The sequence below is a fragment of the Mesorhizobium sp. Root695 genome (assembly GCF_001428185.1).
In the GTDB taxonomy this organism is placed as follows: Bacteria; Pseudomonadota; Alphaproteobacteria; order Rhizobiales; family Rhizobiaceae; genus Mesorhizobium.
Genome location: NZ_LMHO01000007.1, coordinates 170,055 through 181,275 on the forward strand (window position 1 = coordinate 170,055; position 11,221 = coordinate 181,275).

Consider the following 11,221-nt stretch of genomic DNA (forward strand, 5'->3'; position numbering starts at 1 on the left):
CATCATCCCGATCGATTCGATCATGGCCACGTTGCCCAATTGTTCGGAACCCTTCCAGCGGACCAGATCACCATTTCCCTGTTCGCAACTTGCACCCGCCAATCTGCCACGCTAGCAAGAAGGACCATCTTCTCGTAAGCTTTTGCCATGCGCCAGCGCCCTCCCCTCACGCCGCTCGTCGACGCGCTTCCGTCGACCGTGCCCTTTGTCGGACCCGAAGCGCAGGAGCGCGAGCGTGGCCGCGCTTTTCGCGCCCGCATCGGTGCCAACGAGAGCAGCTTTGGGCCTTCGCCGCGCGTCATCGCCCGCATGGCCGAGATCGCCGGCGACATGTGGATGTATTGCGATCCCGACAATTTCGATCTGAAGGTGGCGGTTGCAGCGCATCATGGCGTGAAGGCCGAGAACGTCGTTGTCGGCGAAGGTATCGACGGCCTCCTCAGCCTTGTCGCACGCATGTATGTGGCCCCTGGCGATACGGTGGTCACCTCGCTCGGCGCCTATCCGACCTTCAACTTCCATATTGCCGGTGTCGGCGGACGGCTGGTGGCGGTCCCTTATGAGAACGACAGGGAAAGCCTGGACGGCCTGCTCGCGTCGGCACGCAAGGACAAGCCGCCGCTGGTCTATCTGTCCAACCCGGACAATCCAATGGGCAGTTGGTGGGAGGCAGGCGAACTCATCGCCTTCATCGAGGCGCTGCCGGAAACCACCATGCTGGTGCTCGACGAGGCCTATGGCGAACTCGGACCGGCCTCGGCGCTGCCGCCGATCGATATCTTGCGGCCGAACGTCATCCGCATGCGCACCTTTTCGAAGGCTTATGGGCTGGCCGGCATACGCTGCGGCTATGCGGTGGCCGAAGCTCAGGTGATCCGCGACTTCGAGAAGATCCGCAACCATTACGGCGTCAGCCGCATGGCGCAGATCGCCGGCGTCGAGGCGCTCGCCGATCAGGACTATCTCAGGAGCGTGGTGGCGCGGGTCGCCGCCGGCCGCCGACGCATAGCCGGGATAGCCGAGGTGAACGGGCTGAAGCCGCTGGCGTCGGCAACCAACTTCGTCACCATCGACTGCGGCCGCGACGGGCCCTTCGCGCTGAAAGTGCTGCAAGGCCTGCTGTCACGCGACGTGTTCATCCGCAAGCCGATGGTGCCGGTGCTCGACCGCTGCATTCGCGTCAGCGTCGGACTTGACCACGAACTGGACATTTTAGCCGAGGAACTTCCGGGCGCTTTGGCGGCAGCGCGGGGGAACTAGAGCAGTTTTCCGTTTCACGGAAACGGCAAACCGCTCTAACTCTTTGTTTTGACGCAATTCCGGGCGGAAAACCGTTTCACACTTTTCCTGGAATTGCTCAAGGATACCGCTGGGCGCGCAAACCAGCAGCAAAGCTGCTTACAGATCCAGCTCCCAGGTTTGGCCGATCAAATCCTTGCCGAAACTGTGGTGATGCTGCTGCGAGACCAGCCTGAAGCCGGCGCGCTCATAGATCGCGCGCGCCGCGACGAGAATGTCGTTGGTCCACAGCACCAGCCTGATGTAGCCGCAAGCGCGGGCCTGGTTCACGCATTCCGCGACAAGGCGCTTGCCGATGCCAAGGCCCCGCGCCGCTGCCTCGACATGCAGCATCCTCAGCTTGGCCACCTTGTCATCCTGATGAACCAGGAACACCGCGCCGACTGGCTGACCACCGCGTTCGGCGATCCAGCAGAAGTCGCGGCCGGGCACGAAATTGCGGATGAAATCGGCGCCGATCTCGGCGAGCATGGCCTCGAACTCGATTGTCCAGCCATATTCCTCGGCATAGAGTTGGGCCTGCCGCTGCACGACCCAGCCGACGTCGCCGACGCGATGCGGCCGCAGCGTTACCTGGCTGTTCTCACGGGCGGGATCGCCCAGCAGTTCCCTTGCCTTGCGCAAGGCGCTGCCCAACTCCTGCAACCTGTCGTCGGGCACGCTTTCGATCAACCGCGCCGTGTCCCGATCGGCCGCAGCCTGGAGCCCTGAAAGGGCTGCCTCGCCTCTCGCCGTGAGCGACAGGATGCGCCGGCGCTTGTCGGCCGGATCGGTCCGGGTTTCGGTTAGACCCTCGCCGGCGAATTTGCGTAGAATCCGTGTCAGATAAGCGGCATCGACGCGCAGTTGCCTGGCGATGTCGGAGGCAGTGGAGCCTATCTCCAGAAGAAAAGCCTTGGCAAGAAAGCCGCCTTCCCCAGCAGTCTCGGAAGCTGCCGGACGATCAAGGTGGCCGAGTTCGAAAAGCACACGCGCCTCGGTCAAAGTGAATGCGCTTTGTGTCAACGTCTCGTCAAGAAGGCCAACGGTGCGTGTGTAGAAGCGATTGAAGCGCCTGATATCGGCCACCAATGCTTTTCGTTCATCCAACATCTGGGTCCAGCTCCTAATGAGGCAGCTCATTTTCCAAAATTAGTGGACTGAGTCAATTAAATTTCAAAAGGCCAGAAGTTCAGCTGCGGCGTCGCGCCCGCAATTCTCAGGTTGCATTCCCTGAGCCATGCACCAGATTCCAACGAGACAGGCTTGGAGAGGTTCATGGCTGGTCATCGCAGGAAAGTGCGGGCGCGCGTCTACGGCAATGTGCAAGGCGTCGGCTTCAGACTCTGGGTTCGGAGCGAGGCCACAGGCCTTGGTCTTACGGGCTGGGTTTGCAATGAAGCGGATGGGTCAGTAACGGCCCAGATTGCAGGCCTCGATGAAGCGGTCTCGACAATGATCGAGCACCTCTGGAAAGGGCCGGCCGGGGCTTCGATTTCCAGGGTCGACGTCGAGGAGTTGGCAGCCGGAAACGCTTACGTTGGATTCAGGATCGTTGCATGAAGGCGGAACTGGTTCGAGCGCCTTGAATTAATTGAACGTTCGTTTTATTATTGCTCCTTAGAGGAGCTGACATGGCACGCACCACCGGATCCGATGGCGAAAAGACCGAAGCAGCCGTCCGCGAGGCGGCGGTCAATCTGATCGCGCGTTTTGGCTACGAGGCGATGTCGATGCGCCAACTCGCCGCCGAAGTCGGCGTCCAGGTCGCCGCGCTCTACCGCTATTTTCCAACCAAGGAAGAGCTTCTGTTCACCCTGATGCGCGAGCACATGGAAGGTCTGGCCACAGCATGGGAAGCAGCCCGGCCGACCGATGCAGATCCGGCGCAACTGCTCTCGGCCTATGTGCGCAATCACATCGCCTTTCATATCGAGCGACGGCACGCCACGCATGTGTCGAACATGGAATTGCGCAGCCTGTCGCCCGAACGGCTGACACAGATCCTGCGCATGCGCACAGCTTACGAGAAGGAGCTGCGCGCCATCCTGCGCGACGGCGCCGAGGCGGGCGCCTTCAGCATCGACGACACCGGTCTGACGGCCATGGCGCTGATCCAGATGATGACCGGCGTCATCGTTTGGTTTCGGCCGGGCGAGCGGCTATCGATCGCTGAAGTGACGGCGACATATCTTTCGATGACAATGCGCCTGGTTGGCGCCACATCTGCCGGGGAGGAACGAGATGTACACGAACACGCTCAGCTTCGGGCATGACGAGGAAATCGAGGCGCTGCGCGACATGGTGCGGCGCTTTGCTCAGGATCGCATCGCGCCGATCGCCGCCGACATCGATCGCTCGAACGAATTCCCGGCGCATCTGTGGGGTGAACTCGGCGCACTCGGGCTGCTTGGCATCACCGCCGACCCCGATTGCGGCGGCAGCGGCATGGGTTATCTTGCGCATGTGATCGCCGTCGAGGAGATCTCGCGCGCCTCGGCGTCGGTCGGCCTCTCCTACGGCGCCCATTCCAATCTCTGCGTCAACCAGATCAACCGTTGGGCGACACCGGCGCAGAAGGAAAAATACCTGCCGCCGCTGTGCTCGGGCGAGCGTGTCGGCGCGCTGGCGATGTCGGAGTCCGGCGCCGGCTCGGATGTCGTCTCGCTCAAGCTGCGCGCCGAAAAGCGCAACGACCGCTACGTGCTCAACGGCACCAAGATGTGGATCACCAACGGGCCGGACGCCGAGACGCTGGTCGTCTATGCCAAGACCGATCCGGACCAGAAATCGCGCGGCATAACCGCTTTCATCGTCGAGAAGGCGATGGCCGGGTTTTCCGTGGCGCAAAAGCTCGACAAGCTCGGCATGCGCGGCTCCAACACCGGCGAACTGGTTTTTTCGGATGTCGAAGTGCCATTCGAAAACGTGCTGCATGAGGAAGGTCGCGGTGTCGAGGTGCTGATGTCGGGCCTCGACTATGAGCGCACGGTGCTTGCCGGCGGCCCGATCGGCCTGATGGCGGCGTGCCTCGACGTGGCGATCCCCTATGTGCATGAGCGTAAGCAGTTCGGCCAGGCGATCGGCGAGTTCCAACTGGTGCAAGGCAAACTGGCCGACATGTACACGACGATGAACGCCGCACGCGCTTACGTCTATGCTGTCGCCGCCGCTTGCGACCGCGGCCAGACGACCCGCAAGGATGCCGCGGGCTGCGTGCTGTTTGCCGCCGAGAAGGCGACGCTGATGGCGCTGGACGCCATCCAGCTGCTTGGCGGCAACGGCTACATCAACGACTATCCGACCGGCCGCCTGCTGCGCGACGCCAAGCTCTACGAGATCGGCGCCGGCACCAGCGAAATCCGCCGCTGGCTGATCGGCCGCGAGATCATGGCGGAGGGGGTGTAGCATGGTAGTACTCCAAACCCAGATCTCGCCCTCCTCCGAAGCCTTCCGTGCCAATGCCGAGCGCATGCGGGCGCTGGTCGCCGACATTGCGGAAAAAGCTGCAGCTGTCGAGCGCGGCGGCTCGGAGGAAGCGCGTGAACGCCACGTTTCCCGGGGCAAGCTGTTGCCGCGGGAACGCCTCGCCCAACTGCTCGACATCGGCTCACCCTTCCTCGAGATCGGCCAGTTCGCCGCATGGTCGATGTATGGCGAGGAGATTTCGTCGGCGGGCATGATCGCCGGGGTCGGCCGCGTCGAAGGCACCGAGGTGATGGTCGTCGTCAACGACGCCACGGTGAAGGGCGGCACCTATTATCCGCTGACGGTCAAGAAGCATCTGCGGGCGCAGGAGATCGCACTGCAGAACAATCTGCCCTGCATCTACCTCGTCGACAGCGGCGGTGCCAACCTGCCCAACCAGGACGAGGTGTTTCCCGATCGCGAGCATTTCGGCCGCATCTTCTACAACCAGGCCAACATGTCGGCGGCCGGCATCCCGCAGATCGCCTGCGTCATGGGTTCCTGCACGGCGGGCGGCGCCTATGTGCCGGCAATGTCGGACGAAACGATCATGGTGCGCAACCAAGCGACCATCTTCCTCGGCGGTCCACCGCTGGTGAAGGCGGCCACCGGCGAAGACGTCAGTGCCGAGGATCTCGGCGGCGCCGATGTGCACACACGGCTTTCCGGTGTCGCCGACCACTATGCGCTGGACGACGACCATGCGCTTGCCATCTGCCGACGCATCGTCAAAAACCTGAATCGGAACAAGACTGTAAGTCTGAACTTACAGAAATCGATTCCGCCGCTTCATCCGGCGGATGAACTCTACGGCATCGTGCCGACCGACCAGCGCCAGCCCTATGACGTGCGCGAGGTGATCGCACGCGTCGTCGACGGCTCGGAATTCGATGAGTTCAAGCAGAACTACGGCATCACGCTGATCACCGGCTTTGCCCATCTGCATGGCATGCCGGTTGGCATCATCGCCAACAATGGCGTGCTGTTTTCCGAAAGCGCGCTGAAGGGGGCGCACTTCATCGAACTCTGTTGCCAGCGCAAGATCCCGCTGATCTTCCTGCAGAACATCACCGGCTTCATGGTCGGCAGGAAATACGAAGCGGGCGGCATCGCCAAGGACGGCGCCAAGCTGGTGATGGCGGTCGCCACCGCCAGGGTGCCGAAGGTGACGATCATCATCGGCGGCTCGTTCGGCGCCGGCAATTACGGCATGTGCGGCCGCGCCTATTCACCGCGCTTCCTGTGGATGTGGCCGAATGCCCGCATCTCGGTGATGGGCGGCGAACAGGCGGCAACCGTGCTCGCCATGGTCAAGCGCGAAGGTATGGAGCGCAAGGGCGGCGAATGGAGCGCCGAGGAAGAGGCGAAATTCAAGAAGCCGATCCTGATGAAATACGAGCATGAGGGGCACCCGCTCTATTCGTCCGCACGCCTCTGGGATGACGGCATCATCGACCCGGCGAAGACGCGCGACGTGCTGGCACTCAGCCTGTCCGCCGCACTCAACGCCGAAATCGAGGAGACGCGCTTCGGCGTGTTCAGGATGTGATGACCGGCCAACGTGCATCATCCGTAGGGCACTCCCTTGGTAAGGGAGAGGCCGACGCCAAGGGCCGGACTGCCAAGCACGGGGGCGCAAAGGAACGTCTGCGTCGCTCCAAGCAAACTATGGCTAGGGAGGCCCCATGTTCGCCAAGATCCTGATCGCCAATCGCGGCGAGATCGCGTGCCGTGTCATCCGCACGGCGCGGAAGATGGGCGTGCGGACCGTCGCCGTCTATTCGGATGCCGACGCAAAGTCCCTGCATGTCGAGATGGCCGACGAGGCGGTGCATATCGGGGCCTCGCCGGTCGGCGAAAGCTATCTGCGCGGCGACAAGATCATCGCCGCGGCTTTGGCCACGGGCGCGCAAGCCATTCATCCCGGTTACGGCTTCCTGTCGGAAAACCCCGATTTCGTCGACCAGGTGGCGGCGGCGGGGCTCACCTTTATCGGCCCGTCGGCGGCCTCGATCCGTGCCATGGGGCTGAAGGATGCCGCCAAGCGGCTGATGCAAAAGGCCGGCGTGCCGGTCGTGCCGGGCTACCATGGCGAGGCGCAGGAGATCGTGCTGTTGGCCTCGAAGGCGCGCGAGATCGGCTATCCCGTGCTGATCAAGGCGCGCGCCGGCGGCGGCGGCAAGGGCATGCGCCGGGTCGAGCATCCCGACGGGTTTTCCGAGGCGCTGTCCAGTGCTCGACGCGAGGCAAAAGCCGCTTTCGGCGACGACCGAGTGCTGGTCGAAGAATATGTCGACAAGCCGCGCCATATCGAGGTGCAGGTGTTCGGCGACAGTTTCGGCAATGTCGTGCATCTCTACGAGCGCGACTGCTCGGCGCAGCGCCGCCACCAGAAGGTGACCGAGGAATCGCCCGCCCCCGGCATGACCGAGGCGCTGCGCAAGGCGATGACGGAGGCAGCGGTAAAGGCCGCCAAGGCGATCAATTATTCGGGCGCCGGCACCGTCGAATTCATCGTCGATGCCTCGCAAGGCCTGAAGGCCGACCGCTTCTGGTTCATGGAAATGAACACCCGCCTGCAAGTCGAACATCCGGTCACCGAAATGGTAACCGGCACCGATCTGGTCGAGTGGCAGTTGCGGGTCGCATCGGGCGAGAAGCTGCCGAAGATGCAAAGCGAGATCTCGCTCACCGGCCATGCCTTCGAGGCGCGCATCTATGCCGAGGACGCGGCAAAAGGCTTCCTGCCGGCGACTGGCACGCTGCATCATCTGAAATTTCCGGACGCGGCCCCCGAAGGCGCCACGATGCGCATCGAGACCGGCGTGCGGGCGGGTGACGCCATCTCACCCTATTACGACCCGATGATCGCCAAGCTGGTCGTCCACGCAAAGGACAGGCAGGCGGCTCTCGACGCGCTCGGCGTGGCGCTGTCGCGAACCGAGATCGCCGGCTCGACCGTCAACACCGCCTTTCTTGCCGCTCTGGCCGCCGATCCGGACTTTGCCGCAGGCGATGTCGACACCAGCCTGATCGCCAGGCACCAGCCGGCGTTGACCGAGGTCGCGCCGCCGACCGGCGAAACCATTGCTGCTGCGGCCGTTGCGGCCTCCGGCGCCGGAGCAGCGCCGCCATCCAACGATCCGTGGTCGTCGCTTGCCGGCTACGCGCATTTCCACAGCGTGGCGCGACGCACACGGCTGAAGTTCGGCGAAGACGATATCGCAGCGAAGGTTTCGGTGCGGCCGGACGGGCGATTCCAGGTCACGCTGGACAAGCCCTATGACGACACCAATTCGCATGATTTTCGCGCCACGCCGCGCCTCGCCTGCTGGCCAGGCCACATCACCGTGTTCGAAGGCGCCGTTGGCTATACTTTCGCCGTGCCGGACCCGCTGGCACGAACCGATGATGCAGCGGCAGGTGCCGGCAGCCTGCGTGCGCCGATGCCGGGGCTGGTCAAGCTGGTGCGCGTGGCAAAAGGCGATGCCGTGATCAAAGGCCAACCGCTGCTGATCCTCGAGGCAATGAAGATGGAGCACACCATCGCCGCGCCGCATGACGGCGTGATCGCCGAGATCGCCACCGAGGGTGCGCAGGTCACCGACGGTACGGTGCTGGTGCGGTTCGTCGAGGACCATAACGCCTCGACCGCAGCAGTGAGCTGACGGTTCGGAAGACAAACGACAGGGCAAACAAGAAATGGCCGGGGCGAGCCCGGCCATTTCTCTATGCTATCCAGTCGCCAGGGCCGCGATTATTGCGCGATCGGCGCGTATTTGCCGTCATGCCACTGGTTGATGTCGTAGCTGGCATTCTTGAGGTCGCCCTTCTCGTCGAAGGTGACATCACCGACAACAGTGCTGATCGGCGTACCGTTCTTCAACGCTTCGGCCACCTTGGCCGGATCGTCGCTGCCGGCGCGCTTGATGCCTTCAGCGAAAGCCTGGATGGTGGCGTAAGAGAACAGCGTGAAGCCCTCCGGCACGAAACCGCCGGCCTTGATCTTCTCGACGGCTGCCTTGGCTTCCGGCTTTGCCTGGGGATCCGACGGGAAGACGAACATGGTGCCCTCGCCGGCGGGGCCGGCAACCTGCCAGAACTCCGGCGAGGCGATGGAGTCCGGCATGATCAGCTGGAACTTCAGGTTCTGTTCCGCCGACTGACGCAGGATCAGGCCAGCTTCAGGATGGTATCCGCCGAAATAAACGACGTCGGCTTTCAAGTCCTTGAGCTTGGTGACGAGAGCCGAATAGTCCTTCTCGCCAGCGTTGATGCCGTCATAGTAGACCTCCTTGAGGCCGCCGGCATTCATCGTTGCCCTGACGGCGTCAGCCACGCCCTGTCCGTAGGCGCTCTTGTCATGCAGGACGACGACATTCTTGCCGGCAAACTTCTTGGCGATCCATGGGCCGATGAAGGCGCCCTGCGCATCGTCACGCGTATAAAGGCGCATGATCGTCGGCCAGCCGGCCTTGGCCGCCGCGTCGGTCAGCACCGGATTGGAAGAAGCCGGGCTCATCATCAGAGCGCCGGCTTCGGCATAGACCGCTGAGGCCGGAATGCTCGAACCCGAGCAGGCATGGCCGTCGATGAACTTGACGCCATCGGCGACGACGCGGTTGGCGACCGACACGGCCTGCTTGGGATCGCACTGGTCGTCTTCGATATCGAGCTTGATCATCGACCCGTTGACTCCACCAGCGGCGTTGATGGCGTCAGCAGCGGCCTGTGCGCCCTGCTTGAACTGATCGCCGATGGTGGCGAGCTGTCCGGTCATCGGGCCGATCACCGCAAAGGTGATGTCGTCGGCGAATGCGACCGGCGTGCTCATCATCAGGCCGAATATGGCCGCGTTCAACATACTCAATTTTTTCATGATGGTAGAACTCCTCCACTCACGCGCTGCCGCCCCGGCCGCGCTTCTTCCAGAGAGGCCGGACAATTTCATCCTTCCTTGGGCCTGTCTAGGCGCATTGGCGCCGCTCGATTGGGCCTGCAAGACGTCATCCACGCAAAAAGCCACGCCAGCCTTGTTCCGGCTGGTCGTGGCTTTTTGCCCGTCGAGCAATCTCCACGCGCCCCCGCGCCTAAAGATCCCGCTCACCTTCCCTGCGTCGCGCACGACCGGGCCCTGCAGCCTGCCGCGTTCTTTCTCTTTTATGTCTTTATGTCGTCGACCGTCTTGCGCGGCCTTCCATTCCGCCGGGTCTGGCTGTCTGTGCAGCCTTGATCCCGGAGCTTCCCTGTCTTCGATAGCGATTGGCAGATCTCAGTGCATGGTCATCCATTCGCGGGCTTCGCGAAGCGCCTTGGCGATCTCAACCTTCGACATGGCCGCCGACAGTTCCGAACGCAATTCCGCGGCGCGGGCCGAGCCCTTGATCGCGGCGATGTTGAACCATTTGTGGGCGGCAACGACATCGGTCTCGCAATCGCGGCCGGTCGCATACATCATGCCCAGTTCGAAAAGAATGTCGGCCTGGGCAGTTGCTCCCATGGCGCCGAAACCTGCTTCAAGCATTTCAAAACGTGCCATTTCAATCCCCTGTTTCCGGCCCCTGTCAGGCTCCCGAGAGCTGCCTTCGTTCGTCCTTGCTGGCTGCTCTTCCGATGCTTTCGAGAATGCCGTGCAGGCTTGAATCCGTCGTTAAATGGCGTGCTTAATTTGAGGAAAACAAAGCTAAAACAAGAGGTAAACGCGAAAATTCGTTAAGGATACAAAGCCAGCAATTCAGCCTGCTTGCGTCAAATTTGACGAGAATTTTCTGACGCCAAGTCAAGACTTCGCTAACCACGGGAGACAAAGGCGAAGCGCCGATCGTTTCATTTCCTTGGCCGGGAGGCGCATTCAGGGCCTTTCAAAATCCGAAAGTCCTCCGTTGCGGCACCGCTTTTGTTTTGCCGGGAGCTGGATTAGCTTACGTTTGCGTAAGCGGCAGGCCGGCGAGGCGGAGCATCCGGCCGGACATCCAAAGGGAGGAAGACATGTTTCGAAAAGTGAGTCTGGCCCTTGTGGCCACATTGATCATGGCGGGTGCGGCATGGGCCGATCCGATCGAGGGCGATTGGAAGACGCAGGCCGGCGACACCGCAGCCATCGCTGGCGGCGGATCGTTTTCCATCACGCTCAAGTCCGGCAAATATGCCGGGAAGACAATCGGATCGCTCAAGGCGACAGGCGACAGCAAATATGCCGGCAACATCACCGATCCGGCAAACGACAAGACCTATTCGGGCAAGGCGACATTGTCGGGCACCTCGCTGAAGATGAGCGGCTGCGTGCTCGGCGGACTGATCTGCAAGAGCCAGATCTGGCACAAGCTCTGATCGACCGCATCCTTCCGAAATGAAAACGGGGCCCCGACGGGCCCCGTCAGACTGCTGACAAACCCCGTCGATTTTCGGCGGGGTTTTTTGTTATGTGATTGAAGTGTCTTGGACAGTTTGTGTCAGGAGATTTTGGCAGGAGGCA

At 62.3% G+C, this 11,221-nt stretch carries 10 protein-coding genes; 7 read left to right on the forward strand and 3 right to left on the reverse strand.

The annotated features are described in order from the left end of the window. Window positions 1-147 precede the first annotated feature (147 nt). Window positions 148-1,260 (forward strand): pyridoxal phosphate-dependent aminotransferase, encoded by a 1,113-nt coding sequence (locus tag ASD99_RS09545; RefSeq protein ID WP_057143411.1) that lies wholly within the window; start codon window positions 148-150, stop codon window positions 1,258-1,260. Between the two features lie 138 nt (window positions 1,261-1,398). Here ASD99_RS09545 and ASD99_RS09550 read toward each other — a convergent pair whose 3' ends face one another. Beyond that, window positions 1,399-2,391, reverse strand: a complete 993-nt coding sequence (locus tag ASD99_RS09550) for a GNAT family N-acetyltransferase (protein WP_057143412.1) — start codon at window positions 2,389-2,391, stop codon at window positions 1,399-1,401. Window positions 2,392-2,556: 165 nt separating this feature from the next. Here ASD99_RS09550 and ASD99_RS09555 point away from each other — a divergent pair, with 165 nt between their 5' ends. The 5 genes from ASD99_RS09555 to ASD99_RS09575 all read left to right on the forward strand — a co-directional run bounded on the left by ASD99_RS09555 (window position 2,557) and on the right by ASD99_RS09575 (window position 8,414). Then, a complete protein-coding gene (locus tag ASD99_RS09555; protein WP_057143428.1) occupies window positions 2,557-2,841 on the forward strand; it encodes an acylphosphatase in 285 nt (94 codons plus the stop codon). 71 nt (window positions 2,842-2,912) lie between these two features. Next, on the forward strand, window positions 2,913-3,554 hold the full coding sequence (locus ASD99_RS09560) for a TetR/AcrR family transcriptional regulator (RefSeq protein ID WP_056580530.1): 642 nt from the start codon (window positions 2,913-2,915) through the stop codon (window positions 3,552-3,554). After that, window positions 3,523-4,686, forward strand: coding sequence for an isovaleryl-CoA dehydrogenase (locus tag ASD99_RS09565; protein WP_057143413.1), 1,164 nt, complete (start codon window positions 3,523-3,525; stop codon window positions 4,684-4,686). The genes ASD99_RS09560 and ASD99_RS09565 overlap by 32 nt, the downstream gene beginning before the upstream one ends. Before the next feature lies 1 nt (window position 4,687). Next, window positions 4,688-6,295: a carboxyl transferase domain-containing protein gene (locus ASD99_RS09570; protein ID WP_057143414.1), complete on the forward strand. Its 1,608-nt coding sequence runs from the start codon at window positions 4,688-4,690 to the stop codon at window positions 6,293-6,295. Between the two features lie 136 nt (window positions 6,296-6,431). Further along, window positions 6,432-8,414 carry an acetyl/propionyl/methylcrotonyl-CoA carboxylase subunit alpha gene (locus tag ASD99_RS09575; RefSeq protein WP_057143415.1) on the forward strand — a complete coding sequence of 661 codons (1,983 nt, stop codon included), beginning with the start codon at window positions 6,432-6,434 and terminating at the stop codon, window positions 8,412-8,414. Window positions 8,415-8,503: 89 nt separating this feature from the next. On the opposite strand, the gene ASD99_RS09580 is transcribed toward ASD99_RS09575, so the two are convergent. Together ASD99_RS09580 and ASD99_RS09585 are read right to left on the reverse strand one after the other, a co-directional pair. Further along, complete coding sequence (locus tag ASD99_RS09580; protein ID WP_057143416.1) at window positions 8,504-9,625, reverse strand: ABC transporter substrate-binding protein; 1,122 nt, start codon at window positions 9,623-9,625, stop codon at window positions 8,504-8,506. Window positions 9,626-10,018: 393 nt separating this feature from the next. Next, window positions 10,019-10,285, reverse strand: a complete 267-nt coding sequence (locus tag ASD99_RS09585) for a sel1 repeat family protein (protein ID WP_010915070.1) — start codon at window positions 10,283-10,285, stop codon at window positions 10,019-10,021. Window positions 10,286-10,734: 449 nt separating this feature from the next. Between ASD99_RS09585 and ASD99_RS09590 the strand changes: the two genes are divergently transcribed. Beyond that, on the forward strand, window positions 10,735-11,076 hold the full coding sequence (locus tag ASD99_RS09590) for a DUF2147 domain-containing protein (RefSeq protein ID WP_056580544.1): 342 nt from the start codon (window positions 10,735-10,737) through the stop codon (window positions 11,074-11,076). Window positions 11,077-11,221: the final 145 nt, after the last annotated feature.

Excerpts from the sequence above, each read along its gene's own strand:
- ASD99_RS09545 (WP_057143411.1), top strand. The coding sequence starts at position 148 with ATGCGCCAGCGCCCTCCCCTCACGCCGCTCGTCGACGCGCTTCCGTCG.
- ASD99_RS09550 (WP_057143412.1), bottom strand. The coding sequence starts at position 2,391 with ATGTTGGATGAACGAAAAGCATTGGTGGCCGATATCAGGCGCTTCAAT.
- ASD99_RS09555 (WP_057143428.1), top strand. The coding sequence starts at position 2,557 with ATGGCTGGTCATCGCAGGAAAGTGCGGGCGCGCGTCTACGGCAATGTG.
- ASD99_RS09560 (WP_056580530.1), top strand. The coding sequence starts at position 2,913 with ATGGCACGCACCACCGGATCCGATGGCGAAAAGACCGAAGCAGCCGTC.
- ASD99_RS09565 (WP_057143413.1), top strand. The coding sequence starts at position 3,523 with ATGTACACGAACACGCTCAGCTTCGGGCATGACGAGGAAATCGAGGCG.
- ASD99_RS09570 (WP_057143414.1), top strand. The coding sequence starts at position 4,688 with ATGGTAGTACTCCAAACCCAGATCTCGCCCTCCTCCGAAGCCTTCCGT.
- ASD99_RS09575 (WP_057143415.1), top strand. The coding sequence starts at position 6,432 with ATGTTCGCCAAGATCCTGATCGCCAATCGCGGCGAGATCGCGTGCCGT.
- ASD99_RS09580 (WP_057143416.1), bottom strand. The coding sequence starts at position 9,625 with ATGAAAAAATTGAGTATGTTGAACGCGGCCATATTCGGCCTGATGATG.
- ASD99_RS09585 (WP_010915070.1), bottom strand. The coding sequence starts at position 10,285 with ATGGCACGTTTTGAAATGCTTGAAGCAGGTTTCGGCGCCATGGGAGCA.
- ASD99_RS09590 (WP_056580544.1), top strand. The coding sequence starts at position 10,735 with ATGTTTCGAAAAGTGAGTCTGGCCCTTGTGGCCACATTGATCATGGCG.